Annotated in this window: 20 protein-coding genes; 8 read left to right on the forward strand and 12 right to left on the reverse strand. The window is 56.6% G+C overall.

The genetic code is table 11. From position 1 onward, the window contains the following. Positions 1–16 precede the first annotated feature (16 nt). Both AD663_RS13900 and AD663_RS13905 read left to right on the forward strand, forming a co-directional pair. Complete coding sequence (locus AD663_RS13900; RefSeq protein WP_003181861.1) at positions 17–1,252, forward strand: aromatic ring-hydroxylating dioxygenase subunit alpha; 1,236 nt, start codon at positions 17–19, stop codon at positions 1,250–1,252. Between the two features lie 140 nt (positions 1,253–1,392). Beyond that, on the forward strand, positions 1,393–2,538 hold the full coding sequence (locus tag AD663_RS13905) for an MFS transporter (protein WP_003181863.1): 1,146 nt from the start codon (positions 1,393–1,395) through the stop codon (positions 2,536–2,538). 365 nt (positions 2,539–2,903) lie between these two features. Here AD663_RS13905 and AD663_RS13910 read toward each other — a convergent pair whose 3' ends face one another. Further along, entirely contained in the window at positions 2,904–3,821 is a 918-nt protein-coding gene (locus tag AD663_RS13910) for a LysR substrate-binding domain-containing protein (protein WP_033046508.1), read from the reverse strand. A gap of 188 nt (positions 3,822–4,009) precedes the next feature. Here AD663_RS13910 and AD663_RS13915 point away from each other — a divergent pair, with 188 nt between their 5' ends. The 5 genes from AD663_RS13915 to AD663_RS13935 all read left to right on the forward strand — a co-directional run bounded on the left by AD663_RS13915 (position 4,010) and on the right by AD663_RS13935 (position 9,045). Then, entirely contained in the window at positions 4,010–4,759 is a 750-nt protein-coding gene (locus AD663_RS13915; protein ID WP_003181868.1) for an SDR family NAD(P)-dependent oxidoreductase, read from the forward strand. A gap of 96 nt (positions 4,760–4,855) precedes the next feature. Next, positions 4,856–6,157: an MFS transporter gene (locus AD663_RS13920; RefSeq protein WP_003181870.1), complete on the forward strand. Its 1,302-nt coding sequence runs from the start codon at positions 4,856–4,858 to the stop codon at positions 6,155–6,157. Between the two features lie 17 nt (positions 6,158–6,174). Continuing rightward, entirely contained in the window at positions 6,175–7,023 is an 849-nt protein-coding gene (locus AD663_RS13925; RefSeq protein WP_003181872.1) for a transketolase, read from the forward strand. Continuing rightward, positions 7,020–8,042 (forward strand): transketolase family protein, encoded by a 1,023-nt coding sequence (locus AD663_RS13930; RefSeq protein ID WP_003181874.1) that lies wholly within the window; start codon positions 7,020–7,022, stop codon positions 8,040–8,042. The genes AD663_RS13925 and AD663_RS13930 overlap by 4 nt, the downstream gene beginning before the upstream one ends. Before the next feature lie 52 nt (positions 8,043–8,094). Next, on the forward strand, positions 8,095–9,045 hold the full coding sequence (locus AD663_RS13935) for an alpha/beta hydrolase (protein ID WP_003181876.1): 951 nt from the start codon (positions 8,095–8,097) through the stop codon (positions 9,043–9,045). An 18-nt stretch (positions 9,046–9,063) separates the two neighbouring features. On the opposite strand, the gene AD663_RS13940 is transcribed toward AD663_RS13935, so the two are convergent. From AD663_RS13940 to AD663_RS13985, 10 genes are all read right to left on the reverse strand, one after another. Continuing rightward, complete coding sequence (locus AD663_RS13940; protein ID WP_003181878.1) at positions 9,064–9,825, reverse strand: ABC transporter ATP-binding protein; 762 nt, start codon at positions 9,823–9,825, stop codon at positions 9,064–9,066. Positions 9,826–9,878: 53 nt separating this feature from the next. Beyond that, the gene (locus tag AD663_RS13945) at positions 9,879–10,589 is read right to left on the reverse strand and encodes an ABC transporter permease (protein WP_003181880.1); all 711 of its coding nucleotides are present in this window, start codon (positions 10,587–10,589) and stop codon (positions 9,879–9,881) included. Further along, entirely contained in the window at positions 10,586–11,314 is a 729-nt protein-coding gene (locus AD663_RS13950; RefSeq protein WP_003181882.1) for an ABC transporter permease, read from the reverse strand. Before AD663_RS13950 ends, AD663_RS13945 begins: the two co-directional genes overlap by 4 nt. Positions 11,315–11,366: 52 nt before the next feature. Beyond that, entirely contained in the window at positions 11,367–12,149 is a 783-nt protein-coding gene (locus AD663_RS13955) for a transporter substrate-binding domain-containing protein (RefSeq protein ID WP_003181884.1), read from the reverse strand. Positions 12,150–12,322: 173 nt separating this feature from the next. Continuing rightward, complete coding sequence (locus tag AD663_RS13960) at positions 12,323–12,640, reverse strand: multidrug efflux SMR transporter (protein WP_003181886.1); 318 nt, start codon at positions 12,638–12,640, stop codon at positions 12,323–12,325. Positions 12,641–12,781: 141 nt separating this feature from the next. Then, complete coding sequence (locus tag AD663_RS13965; protein WP_003181888.1) at positions 12,782–13,984, reverse strand: PLP-dependent aspartate aminotransferase family protein; 1,203 nt, start codon at positions 13,982–13,984, stop codon at positions 12,782–12,784. Positions 13,985–14,033: 49 nt separating this feature from the next. Then, positions 14,034–15,452: an aldehyde dehydrogenase family protein gene (locus tag AD663_RS13970; RefSeq protein WP_053213954.1), complete on the reverse strand. Its 1,419-nt coding sequence runs from the start codon at positions 15,450–15,452 to the stop codon at positions 14,034–14,036. 276 nt (positions 15,453–15,728) lie between these two features. Next, a complete protein-coding gene (locus AD663_RS13975; protein WP_053213955.1) occupies positions 15,729–16,166 on the reverse strand; it encodes an Lrp/AsnC family transcriptional regulator in 438 nt (145 codons plus the stop codon). A 38-nt stretch (positions 16,167–16,204) separates the two neighbouring features. Continuing rightward, positions 16,205–17,584 (reverse strand): threonine synthase, encoded by a 1,380-nt coding sequence (gene thrC / locus AD663_RS13980; protein ID WP_053213956.1) that lies wholly within the window; start codon positions 17,582–17,584, stop codon positions 16,205–16,207. Between the two features lie 161 nt (positions 17,585–17,745). Beyond that, positions 17,746–18,441 (reverse strand): B3/4 domain-containing protein, encoded by a 696-nt coding sequence (locus AD663_RS13985; protein WP_053213957.1) that lies wholly within the window; start codon positions 18,439–18,441, stop codon positions 17,746–17,748. 161 nt (positions 18,442–18,602) lie between these two features. Between AD663_RS13985 and AD663_RS13990 the strand changes: the two genes are divergently transcribed. After that, positions 18,603–19,205, forward strand: a complete 603-nt coding sequence (locus AD663_RS13990; protein ID WP_003181898.1) for an XRE family transcriptional regulator — start codon at positions 18,603–18,605, stop codon at positions 19,203–19,205. Positions 19,206–19,333: 128 nt separating this feature from the next. Here AD663_RS13990 and AD663_RS13995 read toward each other — a convergent pair whose 3' ends face one another. After that, the gene (locus AD663_RS13995) at positions 19,334–20,320 is read right to left on the reverse strand and encodes an MDR family oxidoreductase (protein ID WP_003181899.1); all 987 of its coding nucleotides are present in this window, start codon (positions 20,318–20,320) and stop codon (positions 19,334–19,336) included. Positions 20,321–20,362: the final 42 nt, after the last annotated feature.

Raw genomic sequence — 20,362 nt, forward strand, 5'->3', positions numbered from 1 at the left:
ATCCTGGGAGGATAAGATGGATAATAAAGAAACCGTGTTTGACCTGATTGCCCAACGTAAACCATGGCACTCACTCCCGGGAAAGCTCTATAGCAGCGAAGGCGTCTATCGCCAGGACCTTGAGCAAATTTGGCACAAAGACTGGATCTTCGCCGGACACACGTTTGAACTGGAAAAGCCCGGTCAGTACTTCACGCTGCAAGTGGGTGACTACCCGGTGGCTGTGGTACGCGGCAAGGACGGCCAGGTGCGAGCATTTCACAATGCTTGCCGCCACCGTGGCGCCAAGATTTGTGAAGCCGACCATGGCAAAGTCGCCAAAATGGTGTGCCCTTACCACAAGTGGACCTACGAGCTGGACGGCAACCTGCTATTCGCCGGGAACATGGGGCAGGATTTCGACAAATCCGAATACAACCTCAAAAGCGTTCACTGCGAAATCGTGAACACCTTTATTTATGTGTGTGTCGCGAGCAAAGCACCGGATTTCGAACACTTCCGTACCGCCGTGACCCCCTTTGTCGCCCCGCATAACCTCGATGACTGCAAAGTGGCCTTTGAGTCCAATATCGTCGAGAAAGGCAATTGGAAACTGGTCTTCGAAAATAACCGTGAGTGCTACCACTGCGACGGATCTCACCCCGAGCTGCTGCAATCGTTCGTGGACAACCTTTCCGTGGGCGGCACCAGCGGCGACGACGACCCCGAGCTTTCCGCTTACTGGAACAAATGCGAAAAAGCCGGCTTGCCGAGCCGCTTGGTGATGGACATCAAAGGCCAGTTCCGCATGACCCGCATCCCATTGTCCAAGGGCGCGGTGAGCTACACCATGGATGGCAAGCCCGCAGTGACCAGCCGCCTGGATACCACCGGCGAAGCGGATATCGGCGCACTGCTGTACTTCAACTATCCGTCGACGTGGAACCACTTCCTGGGGGACCACGCTCTGAGCTTCCGCGTGCTCCCCATCAGCGCGACGGAAACCTTGGTGACCACCAAGTGGTTGGTGCTCAAAACTGCCGTAGAAGGCGTGGACTACGACATTGATCGACTGACAAAGGTATGGATCGCGACCAACGATCAGGACCGCACTCTGGTAGAAGGCACGCAGCGTGGTGTGACTTCACCCTCTTATGAGCCAGGCCCGTATTCCGAGACCGCCGAGACCGGTGTCTGCCAATTCGATGATTGGTATTGCGCCACCATGATGGAAAGGATCAAGGGGCCTATCCCCTTGAAGTCTGTCGGATAATAACGATGCCTGATGGGTAAGCCTTTCAATACAGTCGTGCATTGAAAGGCTTACGCCTTAGCAACTTGTCCCTTCCTCCTTCCAGGCCTCAGCGCAGTCGCTGCCAGGCCTTTCTTCGTGTGCCTGTTTGGGTGATTCAAATGACTACGTCATCGTTAGCGATCAACGCCAATTACGGCGAACGCACGTCAACCCGTATTGCTTTCCTGATCGCAGGGCTTGTCATGTCGGCATGGGCGCCCTTAGTGCCGCTTGCCAAGGCGCGCACGGGGTTGGACGAAAGCGGGTTGGGGCTTTTGCTGCTGGGCCTGGGCGTGGGGTCGATTGTTGCCATGCCGTTTGCCGGGCACCTCACCGCACGTTACGGCTGCCGCCCAGTCATTGTGTGTTCCACTGCGACTTTATGTGTATTGCTTGTACTGTTGAGCAGCCTCAGTTGGCTGCCGGGCCTGGCATTGGCCGTAGTGCTGTTTGGCGCGGCTATGGGCATGCTGGATTGTGCGATGAACATTCAGTCCATCATTGTGGAAAAAAACAGTGGCGAGGCACTTCAGTCGGGGTTCCATGGCCTGTACAGCGTCGGAGGCATTCTGGGTGCCGGCGCGTTGACTGCACTGTTGAGCATAGGATTAGAACCGGTGTTTTCAGTGCTGTGCGTCGTCATCGTGGTAATGGGGTGCCTGTATAAAGCGATTCCAAGTTTATTGACCTATGGAACCGAAAAAAACGGCCCGATCTTTGCGATCCCAAAAGGCATTGTCTTTTTACTGGGCGCGCTGTGCTTCATCGTTTTTTTAACCGAAGGCGCAGTACTGGACTGGGGTGCTGTCTTTCTCGTATCCAGCCGGAACATGGAGCCCACCTTGGCCGGCTTGGGTTATGCCAGTTTTGCGGCGGCGATGACCCTGGGACGGCTGACAGGGGATGCCCTCGTACGCAGATTCGGCGGCGTGCGCGTGGTGGCTTATGGCGGAATGATTGCTGCCACCGGCATGCTCGTATCGCTTGGATTCGAGGGCTGGCCTGCCTCGTTACTGGGATATGCATTGCTCGGCGCAGGATGCTCGAACATTGTTCCCGTGCTGTTTACCGCCACCGGAAAACAGGACCGCATGCCCCAAAGAGTCGCCATACCGGCGGTTATCTCCATGGGCTATGCAGGAATTTTGATAGGCCCGGCGGTGATCGGTTTCGTTGCCCATATGAGCAGTCTTTCATTTGCGTTAGGGGGCCTGGTGTTTCTTCTACTATTTGTGAGCGCTGCCGCGCACTGTCTGCGCGTGTGATCCATCAATATTTGGATAACTAGAGATTATCGCTGAATAGGGGCTGAGAAACAGGCCCGACAAGTTCGCTTAGGGATATCCACTCATATTCCATATCCTTTTCCGAACGACCACGGATTTGCCACATTCGGGTTCTCATCCAGTATCGGGAGGCGCACTGAATACCAACCACGGCCACCCAGATCCATGTCATAAATCGCCACTCGCGATCACTCCCACACCCAGTGCAATTGGGGCAAAAATTGGGGCAAAATTCTATGTTTTCTGGCTGTAACTACCGTTTTAGAGCCCAGTCAAAATGTTCTTTGGCGATCCAGAGAGCCTCTAGAAAATAAACGGTACTCACCCTTCGAACAGCCATAACCTCAAAACACAAAACCATGCCCTAACTCCCCTTCCATCCATCCCAGAAATCGCCTGACCCTGGGATAACTGGAATGAGCCTTCGGGAAAACCAGATGGTGGGCAGCTACCGCAGCGCTCAGCGCTTCGGGGGCGACTTCAATCAGTGAGCCGCTGGCGAGGTATTTTTGCGCCAGCAGTGTGCTTTCGAGGGCGAATCCCAAGCCGTGGCTCGCCGCTTCCAGGCTCATGTAGGATCGGTCAAAACTCAAGGCGTAGGGTTTTTCGGGGTGTGCCAGGCCATGCTGGGCGAACCACTCGGGCCATCGGAGCAAGGTCGCTTCGGAAAGAATCAGATCTTGCGCCAGCAGATCCGCGGCGGTGTTCACCGTGCAGCGCGCGATCAGCTTGGGCGAGGCCAGCACAGCGAAGCTTTCGTTGCGCACGGTGCGCACTTCATAGCTGGGCCACTCGGGCCGGCCATGACGAATATCGACATCGATCTTGTCGTGGCTGAAATGCAGCGATTCATACGAGCAAGACAAGTTGATTTGGATGTCCGGGTTGGTCAAGCGAAACGACTCCAACCGGGGCATCAGCCAGAGCAAGCCGAAGCTGGGTGAGGAATGCAGCCGCAGGCAATCCAGGCTCACGTCACTCGCGGCCCGCTCCGTAGCGACTTCAAGACTCTGCAACAGACCGGAAATGTCCTTCAAGTACTGCGCACCCACGGGGGTCAGCGTTACGCCGCGCGCCGCCCGGACGAACAACTGTCGCCCAATCATGACCTCCAGCTTGGCCAGTTGGTGGCTGATCGCTGAGGGCGTGAGGTCCAGCACTTCGGCGGCCCTTGCCAGGTTGCCGAAACGGGCGGTTTGCTCGAAGGCTTGAATTGCTCTCAGCGGTGGCAGCTTGGATGAAGGGATATCGTCCTGGTGCATCAGTGTCCAGCCTATTGTTTTGGTCTCGAACGGGTAATCCCATTCAAGCATTTGCGGCTTATGTTGACGAGCGCTGAATTTTATTCATGTAGCAGTGACGTTTGCGTTATTGCTCGGCCTGCCGACGGAGACCACTCTGAGTCATCGATTACTGAATCGAACCATAAAAACAATCAGAGGAAATCCTCATGCTTCTTCAAGGCAAAGTCGCGATTATCACTGGCGCTGCATCCGAACGTGGTATCGGCCGCGCAACGGCGATTACCTTCGCCAAACACGGCGCCCGCGTTGTGATCCTGGATCTCGACGAATCCGCCGCCCGTGACGCTGCGGCCTCCCTCGGCGACGGCCATCTGGGCCTGGCCGCCAACGTCGCCGATGAGACACAAGTCAAAGCAGCCGTCGCCAAGGTTATCGAGCAGTACGGCCGTATCGACATACTCATCAATAACGCCGGCATCACGCAACCGATCAAGACCCTGGACATTCGTCCCAGCGATTATGACAAGGTTCTGGATGTAAGCCTGCGCGGCACGCTATTGATGTCGCAGGCGGTCATCCCGGCGATGCGTTCCCAGGCTTCGGGCAGCATCGTCTGCATGTCCTCCGTCTCTGCCCAGCGCGGCGGCGGAATTTTCGGCGGGCCGCACTACAGCGCGGCAAAGGCCGGTGTGCTCGGATTGGGCAAGGCCATGGCGCGGGAGTTTGGCGCGGACAACATTCGCGTCAACTCCATCACGCCAGGTTTGATCCATACCGACATCACCGGCGGCCTGATGCAGGATGATCGGCGCCACGCCATCATCGAAAGCATCCCGCTGGGCCGGCTTGGCGCCGCCCAGGATGTCGCCAATGCGGCGCTGTTTCTTGCCAGCGACTTGTCCTCTTACCTCACCGGCATCACGCTCGATGTAAACGGCGGCATGTTGATCCACTGACGACAGGGATTGCCACACGCTGTCCATTAAGTTCTGGATCGAAGATACGTCGGGCCGCAAGTCCGGCGTTCTATAAAAACAAGAGATCAGACCATCATGATGACCACCATGACACTCGACGCTGTGTCCTCGGTACGCTCAAGCGCGTATCGAAAAACTGCCTGGCGACTGATGCCTTTCCTGATGCTGTGCTACCTGTGCGCTTACCTTGACCGGGTAAATGTCGGGTTCGCAAAGCTGCAGATGATGAATGACCTGTCCCTGAGCGAGACCGTATACGGCCTAGGCGCGGGCGTGTTCTTCCTTGGCTATTTCCTCTGCGAAGTGCCAAGCAACCTCATCCTTCACAAGGTCGGTGCCCGGCGCTGGATCGCGCGCATCATGATCTCGTGGGGCATCATTTCCGCCCTCTTCGCTTTCGTCGAAACCGCCTGGCAGTTCTATACGTTGCGCTTTCTGCTGGGTATCGCCGAGGCCGGTCTCGCGCCGGGCTTGCTGCTTTACCTCACGTACTGGTTCCCCTCCTACCGCCGCGCCAAGATGACCGTGCTGTGGTTCATCGCCATTCCGCTCTCAGGGATGATCGGCGGGCCGCTCTCGGGCTACATCATGACCAAGTTCGCAGGTTTTCATGGCTGGGCGGGCTGGCAGTGGATGTTCGTGATCGAAGCCATTCCGACCGTCATCGTCGGCCTGATGGTGCTGGCTTACCTCAAGGATGGCGTCCACCAGGCGACCTGGCTCACCGACGAAGAAAAAACGCTGGTGAGCAAAGAGTTGGCCGAGGACAACAGCCGCAAGGTCACCCATGCATCGGTCGGGGCGTTCCTGCGGGACCGTCGCCTTTGGACTCTCGCGTGCATCTACTTTTGCGTAGTCATGGGCCAATACGCGATCACCTTTTGGTTGCCGACGCTTATCCGCAACGCCGGGGTAGCCGACCCGATGTACATCGGATTGCTGACCAGTCTCCCCTACCTGTGCGCCATCGTCGCGATGGTCCTCATGGGGCGCAGCGGCGACAAGCACCAAGAACGCCGCTGGCACCTGGTCGGGCCCATGATCGCCGGCGCGCTGGGCCTCACGTTGGCGGCGGTGTTCGGCGCAAACCTGACGCTGTCGGTGTTGTGCCTGTGCCTTGCAGCAGCAGGTGTGCTCTCGGCGTCTTCGCTGTTCTGGATGCTGCCCACCACATTGCTCGGTGGCGTCTCCGCCGCTGCGGGGATCGCCGGAATCAACAGCTTCGCCAATCTTGCGGGTTTCTGCTCGCCGTACCTGATTGGATGGGTCACTACCACGACCGGTTCGAGCGCCATTGGCATGTACCTGATTACCGCTGTGCTGTGTATCGGTGCCTGCCTGGTGCTGCGCATTCCAGCCGCGTCGGTCAATCGTTGAGTTAACGGAGAATTTCCATGACTGTCACATTATCTCGCGCGTCGTCCACCACCCTGGTGCAGCGTGCCCATAACATTCGCCGCCATGCCTTGCGCATGGGTCAAGTCCAGGGCCAGGGCTACGTCGGCCAGGCGCTGGGCGCGGCAGATTTGCTGGCCGTGTCGTACTTTCATGCCTTGAACTACAAGCCCGAAGATCCCGAATGGGAACAGCGTGATCGCTTTTATCTTTCCATCGGCCACTATGCGATCGCGCTATACGCCGCGCTGATCGAAGCTGAAATCATTCCACTGGACGAGCTTGAAACCTACGGTTCGGATGACAGCCGCTTGCCCATGTCCGGCATGGCCGCATACACCCCCGGCATGGAAATCACCGGCGGCTCGCTGGGCCAGGGGCTGGGTATCGCGGTTGGCGCCTGCCTGGGTTTGAAGCGCAAGCAATCCGCCTCTTTCGTCTACAACCTGCTGTCGGATGGCGAGCTGAATGAGGGGTCTACCTGGGAAGCGGTCATGTCCGCTTCGCACTGGAAACTCGACAACCTGATCGCCATCGTCGACGTCAATAACCAGCAAGCCGACGGGCATTCCAGCGAGGTGCTCGCATTTGAACCCATCGTTGACCGATGGCAAGCCTTTGGCTGGTTCACCCAGCGGGTAGACGGCAACGATCTCGACGCTTTGGTCAAGGCGTTCGACGCCGCCCGCCACCATCGCGCCGCGCAACCGCGCGTGGTCATTTGCGATACCAAGATGGGCAAAGGCGTGCCGTTCCTGGAAACCCGCGAAAAAACTCACTTCATCCGCGTGGATGAGCATGAATGGGATGTGGCCCTGAACAACCTCGAAGAAGGCAAGACGCTATGAGTAACGCGACCAACACTACGGCTCAGGCGCCGGCGACCGTGAAGAAAAAACTGACAACTTCCGCAATGATTGCATCGATTGCCGCTGAAGGTCAGGCCACCAGATCCGCACCTTTTGGACATGCCTTGGCCACGCTCGCGGATCAGCGCCAGGATATCGTGGGCTTATCGGCTGACTTGTCCAAATACACCGACCTGCATATTTTTGCGAAAGCGCACCCGGAGCGTTTTTACCAGATGGGCATGGCCGAGCAGTTGTTGATGAGCGCGGCGGCGGGCATGGCTCGGGAGGGATTCGTGCCCTTCGCCACCACTTACGCGGTGTTTGCTTCGCGCCGGGCCTATGACTTCATTTGCATGGCGATTGCCGAGGAAAACCTCAACGTCAAAATCGTTTGTGGCTTGCCCGGGCTCACGACCGGGTATGGTCCCAGCCATCAGGCAACTGATGACTTGGCGATCTTGCGCGCCATGCCCAACCTGATGATTGTCGATCCCTGCGATGCCCTGGAAATCGAACAGGCCGTGCCCGCCATAGCGGCGCATCAAGGCCCGGTGTACATGCGATTGCTGCGGGGTAACGTACCGCTGGTGCTCGACGAATATGACTATACATTCGAGATCGGCAAAGCCAAGACCCTGCGCACCGGCAATGACGTCTTGATCATTTCCACTGGCTTGATGACCATGCGCGCCCTGGAAGCGGCCAAGGCGCTTCAAGCTGACGGCGTGGATGTCGCGGTGCTGCACGTTCCCACCATCAAGCCCTTGGATGAACAAACCATTCTGGCGGAGGCCAGGAAGCCGGGGCGACTGGTAGTGACGGCGGAAAATCATTCCATCATCGGCGGATTGGGCGAAGCGGTGGCAACCGTGCTGTTGCGCAATGCAGTGACGCCGACGTTCAGGCAAATCGCCTTGCCGGACGCCTTTCTCGATGCTGGCGCGCTTCCGACATTGCATGATCGTTACGGTATTTCTACCCAAGCTGTGTGTACGCAGATCAAGGGTTGGTTATAGGGTTTAAATCGGCGGGGGGCCGATCAGCCCCCTGACAAGGAGGAAGTATCCCTTGAACGTTGACCACCTGCTGGACCCCGATTACGCGTTTTTCCTTGAAGAACCCTCCAGCGAATGGACGCTCGCCGCCCTCCCCGGCATCCGAGCCCGAATAGGCGCGAACTCGAAAACCCCCGAGACGTCGCGCGGCGAACAGCGCTGGACAGGCGATACCGCAGATGCCGATGGGGTGCGCCTGTGCATTTACCGACCTGCCCCTGTTATTGAGACCCCATCGCTCCCCTCTATCCTCTACTTGCATGGCGGCGGTTTCGTGCTGGGAAGCCCGGAAATGGCCGACGATTACTTGGCCGATCTCGCTGACGAGTTGCAAGCGGTGATCGTCGCGGTCGATTATCGGCTGGCTCCAGAACATCCATTTCCTGCGCCGCTGGAGGACTGTTACACGGCGCTGGACTGGCTTTTTCGTCAAAGCCATGCGCTTGGCCTCGATCGGCAAAAAGTCGTGATCATGGGCCACAGTGCCGGTGGCGGCCTGGCTGCCACATTGGCCCTGCTGGTTCGCGAGCGCCGCGAGTATTCAGTCGCAGGCCTGCTCATGATTTACCCGATGCTCGACCACCGAACCGGCTCGGCGGCAGCACCTTCGGCCAATCCCACCACCGGCACGTTGAATTGGCGGCCACAGGCCAACCAGTTTTGCTGGCAATGCCTGCAAGGGTCGTATGCCGCCCGAGACGAAAAAGCCTGCCTGTTTTCACCCGCGCTGGCGGATGATCTAGGGGGGTTGCCACGCAGCTTTATCGGCGTCGGAAGCTTGGATCTTTTTCTTGAGGAAGGTGTGGACTTCGCACTGAAACTCTCCCGCTCAGGCGTGTCCAGCGAGCTTCACGTCTACCCGGGCGTCCCGCATATGTTCGATCAGTATCCCGGGCGAATGACCGATCAATGCAGGAGCGATGTCGCGCTTGCCCTTGGCAGAATGTGGACCGCGTCAGCGTGATCTTCACGGCAAGGCCTTTCACTTCAGCCCATTGGACAGAAACTGCTGCAGGCGCTCGCTTTGGGGGTTATCCAGAATCTCTGGCCCACCCTGTTCTTCGACAAGCCCCTGATGGAGAAACAGCAGTTGGTTCGACACCTTGCGTGCAAATCCCATTTCATGGGTCACCATGATCATGGTCCGGCCTTCTTCGGCGAGCCCCTGGATAACCTTCAATACTTCGCCCACCACCTCCGGGTCCAGCGCTGAAGTGGGTTCGTCGAACAACATGACCTCCGGCTCCATGGCCAGCGCACGGGCAATCGCTACGCGCTGCTGTTGGCCGCCTGAAAGAAACGCAGGGAACTGATCGGCAACACGGGCAGGCAAGCCGACTTTATCCAAGTACCGTCGGGCACGGTCTTCTGCATCCTTTTTGCTGATGCCCAGCACACGACGTGGGGCAATGGTGATGTTCTCGAGCACGGACATATGCCCCCACAGATTGAAATGCTGGAACACCATGGCCAAGCGGGTGCGCAATCGCTGCAGTTCTCGATCATCCGCCACCCGCAATCCAGTATGGTTTTTAACCATGCGGATCGGTTTTCCATCCAGGCTCATGGCAACGTCATCAGGGGTTTCAAGAAAATTGATACAGCGCAGGAACGTGCTCTTCCCGGAGCCGCTCGCGCCAATCAGGCTGATGACATCACCTGTTTCCGCTTGAAGGGAAACCCCTTTGAGCACCTCGTGGCTACCGTATTTCTTGTGCAGGCCGTCAACGGTCAATTTGTACATTTTCGGTAATCATCCTCTAAAGCGGAATGGCAGCAGCCGTGTCAGGCAAGGGCTCAGTGCGCCGGGCCCAGGAAAGCCAGCCAATGACGTTCGGCGACTCGGAACAGGCCGACCAGGGCAAAAGTCACTGCCAGATAGATCAGCGCCGCGATCCCAAACGATTGAAAGGTCAAGAAAGTTGCGGAGTTGGCGTCACGCGCCACTTTGAGAATGTCTGGCACCGTGGCGGTGAACGCCACCGTGGTCGAATGCAGCATCAGAATGACTTCGTTGCTGTAATACGGCAGCGAACGACGCAGTGCTGAAGGCATGATCACAAAGGCGTAGAGCTTCCAGCCTGAGAGGCCATACGCTTTCGCAGCCTCGACCTCGCCATGGGCGACGTTGCGAATGGCCCCGGCAAATATTTCGGTGGTGTAGGCGCAAGTATTCAAGGCGAAGGCAAGAATGGTGCAGTTCATGGCATCGCGGAAAAACGCATCCAGCACCGGCTGGGCACGTACCGCAGCCAAGCTGTAGATGCCGGTGTAGCAGATCAGCAACTGGATATAGAGCGGTGTTCCCCTGAACAGGTACGTGTAGAACTGCACCGGCCAGCGCACGTAGAACCTGGGTGAAACGCGAGCGATGGACAGTGGAATCGACACGACGAATCCAATGAAAATCGATGCGCTGAGCAACCACAGCGTCATTGCCAAACCGGTGATTTGGCTTCCATCGCTGTAGACGAAAGAGCGCCAGTATTCCTGCAACAATTCGATCATCGCACCGCCTCCCGTGAGCCCGCCGCGAAATACCGCTCCAGGCAACGCAGGACGACATTGGAGATGCTGGTGATGACCAGGTATGCCAGCGCCGCCAATATCAGAAAAAAGAACAACTGGTAGGTGCTCTTTCCTGCGTCCTGAGCAGCCTTCACCAAGTCGGCCAGGCCGATGATCGACACCAGTGCGGTGGCTTTCAGGATCACCATCCAGTTATTGCCAAGACCCGGAAGCGCGAACCGCATCATTTGCGGGAAGACCACGAAGCGAAAACGTTGGACGCGACTTAGCCCATACGCGGTAGCCGCTTCGACCTGGCCACGGGGAACGGCCAGCATGGCGCCGCGGAAGGTTTCGGTGAAATAGGCGCCATAGATGAACCCCAGGGTGATGATGCCGGCGACGAAGGGGTTGATCTCGATGTACTCCCAGTCCAACGCGTCCGTGATAACCGTCAGCCAGGTTTGCAGGCTGTAGAAAATCAACAGCATCAATACCAGGTCCGGCACCCCACGAATCAGCGTTGTGTAGAGCTGCGCCGGCAAGCGCAGCAGCTTGAGGCTGGAAAGTTTGGCACTGGCCCCGATCAGCCCGAGCAATACGCTGAGCGCCAGGGCGGACAACGAGAGCTTGACGGTCATCCAGGCACCCTCGAGCAGCAAGGGACCGAACCCTTTCATGCTGAATGCGCCGAGCCCCAGGGCACCTAATAGTGTTTCGAACATGATCGACAACCTATAGCGATAGACGCCCATCCAACGGACGAGCGCTGGGGGGTTATTTGCCGCTGTACAGATTCAGATCGCCAAAGTGTTGCTTCTGGATCGAATCGTAAGTGCCTTCGTCGTGCAGGGCCTGGATCGCTTTATCCAGCAGAGCCTTGAGTTGCGCATCGCCCTTGGCAATGCCGATGGCGGTTTTGGTGGGAAGATACGGGCTATCGACCGGTGGGCTCATTTCGTAATCGGCGCCCTGAGGTGACATGATAAATCCCAGCTGCGCTTGGAGGGTGTCCTGCAGGGATGCATCGAGCCGCCCAGCTACCAGGTCGTAATACACCTGGTCCTGGTTTTGATAGGACTGGATCTTTACGCCAGCCTTGTCCAGGACAGCCTTGGCGTAGGCTTCCTGGATACTGCCTTGGAAGTAGCCAACCGTCTTGCCCTTGAGTGACGCCACATCTGAGCTCAGGCCCGAGCCTTTCTTGAACACATAAGACGTGAATCCGGAAAACAGCTCATTTGAAAAATCGATCGCTTTTTCACGCGGCGGCGTCACGGTCATTGACGAGAGAATGCCGTCGAACTTGCCGGCCCTGAGACCGGGAATCAAGCCATCAAAATCGCTCTCCACCCATAAGCATTTGACTTGAAGCTTTGCACAAATCGCATTGCCTAAATCAATGTCGAATCCCTTGAGGCTGCCATCGGCCGCCTTGAATTCAAACGGCGCGTAGCTGGCATCCACTCCGAAACGCAAGGTGGCGTACTCTTTGGCTGACACCGCGTTTGTGCACAGTGCAAAGAACATTATCAAATACAGTTTTTTCAGCGAAATCATAAGTACATCCCTAGATATTGTAATTGGATTAAGGGCAGTAGACATCTGACTGCGTTAAAACTTGGCACTCTATATTATTAGTTACAGGCCAGCGCCTTACATAAACGTTACCTGACCACAGTGACTTTACGAATATGGCAAACTGAACGTTATCATGAGCAAAATGCTCGCTTTCAGGCGGACACAAGTTTCATCATCAGCAAGCCGCTGACAATCAAAACAGCCGCCACGATCCGCAACAGGCTGGCGGGCTCCCCCATGAAGAAAATACCCGCCGCGAAGGCGCCCACAGCGCCGATACCGGTCCAGATGGTATACGCCGTGCCCAGCGGCAAGCTCTTCATCGAGAACGACAACAAGGCGAAACTGGCAATCACGGTGATAAAGGTAATAACCGTTGGCCCTAATCGCGTAAACCCTTCAGATTGTTTCATCGAAAAAGCCCAGACCACTTCAAATATTCCTGCCACGATTAAACTTATCCAAGCCACGACGCTCTCCCGAATACAAAAAATAGATAACTGGCCACGAACGCAGGCAATTCAATCAGCGATTATTAAAAAGCCCCCCGCGAGCACGGGGGTAAAAAAACGGGTTGACCAAACCCTGGTTGCGTGATGCCTGTATTTAAATCAATTGAATGTTTCGTCCAGCGCGAAGCCAATATCTTTTATCAAGTCTTCCGGGTCTTCCAATCCCACAGAAAAACGCAAATGACCGTATTGGCGGAACTCTTCGGGATACTTGTCAAAGCCCCCCCGACCTTCCGCGCCCACATGCACGATCAGGGATTCGTCATGCCCTAGAGAAACAGCTGAAGTGATGATGCGCAGATTCGAAACAAACCGGTTCTGCGCATCAGGATCGCCCTTCACCGCAAAGGCCATCACCGCCCCGAAGCCTTTGCCTGCAAATTGCCGTCTCGCCAGCTCATGCTGCGGATGGGAAGGCAAACCCGGGTAATAGACGTAGGCAATCCGATCGTCGGAGTCCAGAAACCGAGCGAGCCTTTCAGCCGTATCCAGCAACTGCTTCAGGCGCAGTGGCAACGTGACTGAACCACGCATTATCATCCACGCGTTGAATGGGGAAATGGTCGCGCCAAGATCCACCAGTGCATCATTTTTGATCTTGTTGATCAGCTGATTGGAGCCAATCACCACCCCGCCCATGGCGTCGCCATGCCCATTGATGTACTTGGTCAATGAGTGAATGACGAAGTCGACGCCGTGTTCGCTTGCGCGGAAAAATGGAGGCGGAGTGAACGTGGCGTCCACTGAGATAAGTGCGCCGTGGGCATGTGCAATTTCAGCCAACGCGCTGATGTCTGCAACCTTTGTGGTGGGGTTGGCGATCGTTTCGGTGTGGATCAGCTTGGTATTGGGCCGAATGGCTTTACGCACCGACTCCAGGTCACCGACGTCTACGAACGTTGCTTCAATACCATAACGTTCAGGCAGTAGCTCTGCGAACAGGCGCCAGACTGCCTGGTAGGTGATGTCACTGACAATGACATGGTCACCGCTTTTCAAGAATGAAAAGAACACCGAGTGCAACGCCGCGACGCCGGTCGCGAAAACCACCGCGTCGTCACATCCCTCGAGGGCTGCGAGCTTCTTTTCAAGACAGACCTGGTTATGACCTTGATTACGCGTATATACGAGACCATCCGGGCTGGACCAGTCCATGGTCGCCGGATCTTCCGGGAGGAGATAGGAGTTAGCCATGACCAATGGCGTACGGACAGCGCCACTGGTGACATCCGCGACGTTCCCGCCATGAACAGCCAGCGTCGCTGCAGATAATGTCAAAAGATTGTGTTTATCGGGACGCATGTCAATTCCTCTTTATTGTTGTGATTCGTTCTGGAGTCGAGGGTGTTGCTCAGCTTCCACTCACACCGTTAATGCAAATGACCTTGGGCTGCGTCATATCTTCGTAGGCAAAACGAACCCCCTCACGGCCCATGCTTGCGTACTTGAAACCGCCGAAAGGCATTGCATCAAAGCGATAGTCCGAAGAGTCGTTGATCATCACCCCGCCCGCCTCCAGTCGTTTGGCTGCTGTCATTGCAACGTTCAGATTGCTGGTGAAGATCCCGGCATGCAGGCTGTATTCAAGTTCGTTAGCCAGCGCCAACGCTTCATCCAGGGAGGCGACGCTCTGGAGGATGACCACCGGGCTGAACGCTTCTTCGCACCACAACCTGCAATAGCGGTCGACGCCTTCCAGGACGGTCGGTGAATAGAGCGAACCGTTGCGTGTATTGCCAGACAACACGGTGGCGCCGTTGGTGATGGCGTCGTTGACCACCGCTTCGGTACGCTTGGCTGACGCCTCGGTAATCATCGGCCCCACGTCTGTCTGCTCATCAGCAGGGTTGCCGACGATCAATTGACGGGTCTTTTCAACAAAACGCGTTTTGAATAATTCGTAAAGTGGGGCCTCGATGAGGATCCGCTGGGTACCGATGCAGTTTTGACCGGCTGCCCAGAAAGCTCCCGACACGCATGAATCGACTGTTTCATCCAAGTCACAATCAGCCATCACAATGACCGGTGCGTTACCGCCAAGATCCATGGCCAGTTTCTTCAAGCCGGCCGTGCGAGAGATCTGCTCACCTGTGACAAAGTCGCCAGTGAACGACACCATGCGCACGGCGCGATGGGCGACCAGCGCCTTGCCCAGCGCGGTGCCTCCGGTGGCAACGGTGACGACAACCGGAGGCAGGCCCGCATCGATCAAGCACTCGACCAGCTTGATGGCTGATAGCGGCGTGAGCTCGGACGGTTTGAGAACAACCGCGTTTCCCCCCGCAATGGCGGGCCCCAACTTATGCGCAACCAGATTAAGCGGGTCGTTGTAAGGCGTGATGGCGACGATGACGCCCAACGGTTCACGAGTGAACCATCCCTGACGGGCTTCAAATCCGGCGTAGGCATCAAAAGGGATGACCTCCCCGGCGTTACGCTTGGCCTCTTCGGCAGACAGCTTCAACGTGTTGACGCAGCGCAGCACTTCCTTTCTCGCCTGCTTGAGCGTTTTGCCAGACTCCGCGACGATCAATTTGGCGAAGGTATCCTTGTCACGCTCGACTGAACCTGCGGCTTTCTCCAAGATGCGCGCGCGCTCATGTCGCGGCATCTGCTTGGCAATCGAAGCACCTAAAATCGCGGTATCGACTATCGTGGTGGCGGATGACGCAGGCATGTCTGCCACTTCGCCTACCTTGCTACCGTCGAACGGACTGAACACCGTGATGGCCTTGTAATCAGCAGCCAGCGAGAGACTCAAGCTATTCATGATGACTGACCTGACGTGGTTTTCTGTTTGTGAATGCTCACGGTATCGTCGAGCAATGCAAAAGCCGTTTCAAAAAGACCTGCTCCCGCACCCAATAAACTGAGCCAGAGCGCGATTAACACCACCAAAACCAAGCAATGCTTTTTTATACGCAGTCACGATGGGCGTCTCATGGTTATGTTGTGATAGTGAGATAGTAATCCGCCAACTTGACTTTACGAATATGGCAAACAGAACGTTGTTGCGAGCAGAATGCTCGCACAACAGGACAATTTGCTATTTTGCGCTGGACAGAACAAACGACGTCATCGTATTCAGCACACCCGGCAACGCCGAAACTTCATTCCATATCCTGTGGATGCGATCGGCGCTCATTGCCTGAACCGTCAATACAATATCAAGATCGCCGCTCATTACATTGCAGGAGACAATCTCGGGCATCGCTCCAACGGAACGAACAACTTCCGAGTCACGCATGCGGTCTTTACGATAGACAAATATCAACGCATTGATCGGGCCGACATCACTGGAGGGCATGCCTTTGATAATTGTATAGCCCCTGATATAACCGTCGCGCTCCAACCGTTCGATTCGCAGCCTGACTGCGTTCCTGGATAAGTTGACCTTCATCGCAATGTCGTTGTGCGCCAAGCGGGAATTACGCGTCAGCTCCTCCAGGATTTTTTCATCAGTTTTATCGAGAACACGTTTCATCTCTGGCTCCAAGCTTGTAACGAGTGAGACTCCGTGTCTTAGGACAAGGACCTGACGAGAGAAGTCAGCGCCCCGATAGTGTTAGGAATCGAATTGCAGTTTTGCTCGCTCCGTACGGGAGCGTCTTCTGACCTCAGGAAGCCGAACGTTTCCAACGTATCGTCTAGCACGCCAGTGTTGTTGGGACGCGTGGTCGCCAGACAGATCATCGGTATAAGCAAGCTGCGCCTGCTGACACGGGCTGCGCGCAGGCCGATAGCGGTGTTGGGGCTGATCCGATAGCCGCTCTGTGCAAACACCTCACCCATGCAATCGAATGCATCCGAATCTTCCACAGCGAGCGAATCGAACAATTTCCGCGCCTCCAGCCAGCCATCCTGCTCTAATTGAACGGCGCCCTCACCTTCTAACAATTCCATATTACGAGCTACTTTTTCGCCGCATCGATTTAAGATGCTCCACTGTAGACGCTCAAAGTTCGACGCCAGCGAAACATTCATGCTAGGTGTACGGGTCGTACGAATTTTATTTCGACTGTACAGATTCGATTGGAGAAAGTGATGCAGGCCGGCATTGGTATTCGTGGCGACGATCAACTGCCGAAGCGGCAGCCCCATTTGTTTGGCAATGTGCCCGGCATAGAGCGCACCGAAATTCGCGGCCGGCACACTGAAGGCCACTTCCCTTTTAGGCGCCCCGAGCTGAAGGGCGGAATAGAAATAGAACGTCAGCTGTGCAAGTACGCGAACCCAATGCACTGAATTGAACGAAACAAGATACTGCTGCGCATGATTGTCTTGCTTGAAGAACTGCTCACACAAACGATGACAATCAGCATAATCCCCATCGACCGCTACATTTACAACGTTGCCTTCTCCAGCACTCAGTAAGCGTCGGCGATCCTCTTCCGTTATCCCTTTGGAGGGGTGCAATACCAACAAGGTAACGCCCTGCATTCCTGAAAATGCTTTTATTGCCGCGACTCCGGTATCTCCGCCGGTGCAACCTACAATTAGCGCCTTCTTTCCAGATATCAGCAAACCGTGTTCTATAAAACGAGACATCAATTGCAGGCCAAAGTCTTGGTAGACGCCTGACGGTCCATGAAACAACTCAAGTATCCACTCGTTACTTGCCGTCTGGTAAAGGGGCGCGACTGCATTGCTTGTGAAGGGATCGAAGGTTTCTTTGAGCATCCGAGACAGCAGATCTTGCTCAACCCAGCCTCCCAGGAATGGCTCGATCACATAGCGAGCCAATTCATGAAAGGGCAACCATTCAAGCGTTGAGAGTTGTTCTTTTTTCAAGCGAGGTACCTTGTGCGGTACGTACAAGCCACCGTCAGGCGCGTAGGACCCCATCAGGACCTCGCTGAATTCGAATGTTCTACCGGGCGTCCGTGTGCTGACGTACTTCATGATCCAAGACAACCTCAGGCCATTTTCGAGCGATCACCGGCAAGGTGGTGCTCCGCTGGAATTCAATGGGGCGGTTTTGATCGCCTTTGATCCAGCTTCACTCCATTGACCAGGAAAGTCAATATAATGACCTACGTATCTCCCCAACGGTGTTCCGTCGACTATTTGGCCCCAGGGCCAATCAATGAATTCTCGATCTGGACGCCTGGCATCATTTTCTGCAGGCCTTCGATCAACTTGTCCCCCGCTTCCGTCAAGGCTTCAAGCGGCATCGCCGGCAAGCTTTCGAGGATGAACCACATGTGTTTTGCATCGGCACCGAGCCGAGTTCGGACACCTTGGCGCCAGTTCCAACGACGGCAGGTCACACCTTTGTCATCTCGCCAGACCACTTCGCCCGCGTCTGGATACTCGAAAGCAGGAGCGCCCTCCTTCATGGTGTCAAAGGGTTCGGTGCCATCGGCGACGGCAAGGCGCGGGGAACCTGTATAGGCCTCTATATTTTCCCCGCCGACGGGGATGGCGTACTCAATACTGATGGCGTTATAGAGATCGACGATGGGATCCAGGCTCGGCAAGCTGCCGTCGCGCAGAACCCGTTTACGCAACGCTTCGGCAGAACAAGGGGTGCGCTGCGGCTTGGCCCCAAACTTTCGGAATGTTTCGGCCCATGCGGCCAGATGAGCCTCCCCCCAGCTTGGCCCACCCTCCTGCACCGCCTTGCAAGCACGGTCCAGAGCGGCCTGAGCGACTTCAGGATGGGTCAGCGGCGCGGCCTGCACCACAATGCTCAGGGCCCTGAACTGCGGGGCCAGCTCTGCAACGGCTTGGTCGATTAACGGCAGTACGGACAGCATCAAAAACCTCCAGGAATCCAAATGGCGTTTTTCATGCTATCCAGCGCCGACCACCAAAGTCAATATAATGACCAATTTCATCTACTATAACGAATGAGCCGATTGACGGGACTATTACTAACGACCGAAAATCCCCGCACATTTCTTCCCGTGACCTCTCAATGACCACGAATACCAGTCTGTCGACGACCCCAGGTGCCGATGCTCACGCCGTCAGTCTGGCCGTCGCGCGCACCCTCAAACAGGCTCGCAAGGCGCAGAAGATCACGCTGGATGAGCTTTCCCGTCGCTCTGGCGTGAGCAAAGGAATGGTCGTGGAAATCGAGAAATGCACGGCCAATCCCAGTATCGGCATCCTTTGCAAAATAGCAGCCGCGCTGGGCCTGTCCGTTGCAGACATCGTCAATGTGACCGAAGCCCCATCCGCCCATATCATCGACAGCCAAGACATCCCCATTCTCTGGACGGGAGACCAGGGAGGTACAGCGCGGCTTCTGGCGGGAGCTTCCGGCCCGAACATGATCGAGCTGTGGCGCTGGGAAATGCATCCAGGCGAATCTTTCGCTTCGCCGGGACACCCTCAAGGCACGCTTGAATTGTTTCATGTGGAGAAAGGCACGCTGAAATGCGTGGTAGGGGAAACAGAGCTGGTCATTCCGGCGGGAAGTTCAGCAGTGGCTAAAACCGATGTGCCCCATTCCTATGCCAATGCGGGCAGATCCAGGTTGGTGTTCACTATGTCCGTGACGGAAATGCATCAATAGATAGTTTGCAGGCTGGCAGCCCAGGGCGGGCGAGCCCGCCGCATTCCAAGGGCTGCCTATCCGCGAGCCGCTATCCTGCCCTCAGCACGTACAACGAACAAAAACGCCAGCGCCACCGAAAGGGTTGCTCATGCGTTCACATCCACCACAGTGCGCCCGCGCACCTTGCCTTCCAGCACCCGCCCGGCAACGGCCGGAACCTCTGCCAAGCCAACCATCTGGGTGGTGCGGGCCAGCTTGCCCAGGTCCAGGTCCTGGGCGAGTCGCGACCACGCTTGCAGACGCACCTCTTGCGGCGCATTGACCGAATCGATACCGGCCAGGGTTACGTTGCGCAGGATGAAGGGCAACACCGAGCCGGGGAGATCCGCGCCCTGGGCCAGACCGAAGGCTGCGACAACGCCGCGATACTGGGTCTGTGCCAAGGCATTGGCCAGGGTATAGCTGCCGACCGAATCAATCACACCGGCCCAGCGCTCCTTGGCGATCGGTGCGCCTGCCTGCGACAAGGTGTTGCGGTCGATGACCTGCGCCGCGCCAAGGTCGTGCAGATAGTCGGCTTCCTCTTGGCGCCCTGTCGACGCGACCACTCTATAGCCCAGGCCAGACAGCAGCGCGATTGCCACCGAGCCGGCGCCGCCGCTGGCACCGGTGACTAGAATGTCGCCTCGATCAGGGGCCAGTCCGCCGTGCTCCAGTGCCAACACGCTGAGCATCGCCGTGTAACCTGCCGTGCCGACCGCCATGGCGTCCCGGGTTGAGAAAACATCCGGGATTTTCACCAGCCAGTCGCCGCTCACCCGTGCCTTCTGGGCAAAACCGCCGTGGTGGGTCTGGCTCAGCCCCCAACCGTTGACCAGCACCCGGTCGCCGGCCTTGAACCCCGGATGACTGGACGTCTCGACAATGCCGGCGAAGTCGATGCCCGGAATCAGCGGAAACTGACGAATGACCGGTGAACGTCCGCTCAGGGCCATGGCGTCCTTATAGTTCACCGTGGAGAACTCGACCGCGACGGTGACGTCACCGGGCATCAAGTCCTCGTCCCTGAAGTCGACCAACTGGGTCGAGATCGCGTCGCCGGTTTTACTCGTGAGCAGTGCCTTGAATGTCATGATTTCTTGTCCTGTTCGTTCAAACGGATCGTCATCGCAGCC

Source organism: Pseudomonas sp. Q12-87 (assembly GCF_001269755.1).
Classification (GTDB): Bacteria; Pseudomonadota; Gammaproteobacteria; order Pseudomonadales; family Pseudomonadaceae; genus Aquipseudomonas; species Aquipseudomonas fluorescens_S.

Excerpts from the sequence above, each read along its gene's own strand:
- AD663_RS13900 (WP_003181861.1), top strand. The coding sequence starts at position 17 with ATGGATAATAAAGAAACCGTGTTTGACCTGATTGCCCAACGTAAACCA.
- AD663_RS13905 (WP_003181863.1), top strand. The coding sequence starts at position 1,393 with ATGACTACGTCATCGTTAGCGATCAACGCCAATTACGGCGAACGCACG.
- AD663_RS13910 (WP_033046508.1), bottom strand. The coding sequence starts at position 3,821 with ATGCACCAGGACGATATCCCTTCATCCAAGCTGCCACCGCTGAGAGCA.
- AD663_RS13915 (WP_003181868.1), top strand. The coding sequence starts at position 4,010 with ATGCTTCTTCAAGGCAAAGTCGCGATTATCACTGGCGCTGCATCCGAA.
- AD663_RS13920 (WP_003181870.1), top strand. The coding sequence starts at position 4,856 with ATGATGACCACCATGACACTCGACGCTGTGTCCTCGGTACGCTCAAGC.
- AD663_RS13925 (WP_003181872.1), top strand. The coding sequence starts at position 6,175 with ATGACTGTCACATTATCTCGCGCGTCGTCCACCACCCTGGTGCAGCGT.
- AD663_RS13930 (WP_003181874.1), top strand. The coding sequence starts at position 7,020 with ATGAGTAACGCGACCAACACTACGGCTCAGGCGCCGGCGACCGTGAAG.
- AD663_RS13940 (WP_003181878.1), bottom strand. The coding sequence starts at position 9,825 with ATGTACAAATTGACCGTTGACGGCCTGCACAAGAAATACGGTAGCCAC.
- AD663_RS13945 (WP_003181880.1), bottom strand. The coding sequence starts at position 10,589 with ATGATCGAATTGTTGCAGGAATACTGGCGCTCTTTCGTCTACAGCGAT.
- AD663_RS13950 (WP_003181882.1), bottom strand. The coding sequence starts at position 11,314 with ATGTTCGAAACACTATTAGGTGCCCTGGGGCTCGGCGCATTCAGCATG.
- AD663_RS13955 (WP_003181884.1), bottom strand. The coding sequence starts at position 12,149 with ATGATTTCGCTGAAAAAACTGTATTTGATAATGTTCTTTGCACTGTGC.
- AD663_RS13965 (WP_003181888.1), bottom strand. The coding sequence starts at position 13,984 with ATGCGTCCCGATAAACACAATCTTTTGACATTATCTGCAGCGACGCTG.
- AD663_RS13970 (WP_053213954.1), bottom strand. The coding sequence starts at position 15,452 with ATGAATAGCTTGAGTCTCTCGCTGGCTGCTGATTACAAGGCCATCACG.
- AD663_RS13975 (WP_053213955.1), bottom strand. The coding sequence starts at position 16,166 with ATGAAACGTGTTCTCGATAAAACTGATGAAAAAATCCTGGAGGAGCTG.
- thrC (WP_053213956.1), bottom strand. The coding sequence starts at position 17,584 with ATGAAGTACGTCAGCACACGGACGCCCGGTAGAACATTCGAATTCAGC.
- AD663_RS13985 (WP_053213957.1), bottom strand. The coding sequence starts at position 18,441 with ATGCTGTCCGTACTGCCGTTAATCGACCAAGCCGTTGCAGAGCTGGCC.
- AD663_RS13990 (WP_003181898.1), top strand. The coding sequence starts at position 18,603 with ATGACCACGAATACCAGTCTGTCGACGACCCCAGGTGCCGATGCTCAC.
- AD663_RS13995 (WP_003181899.1), bottom strand. The coding sequence starts at position 20,320 with ATGACATTCAAGGCACTGCTCACGAGTAAAACCGGCGACGCGATCTCG.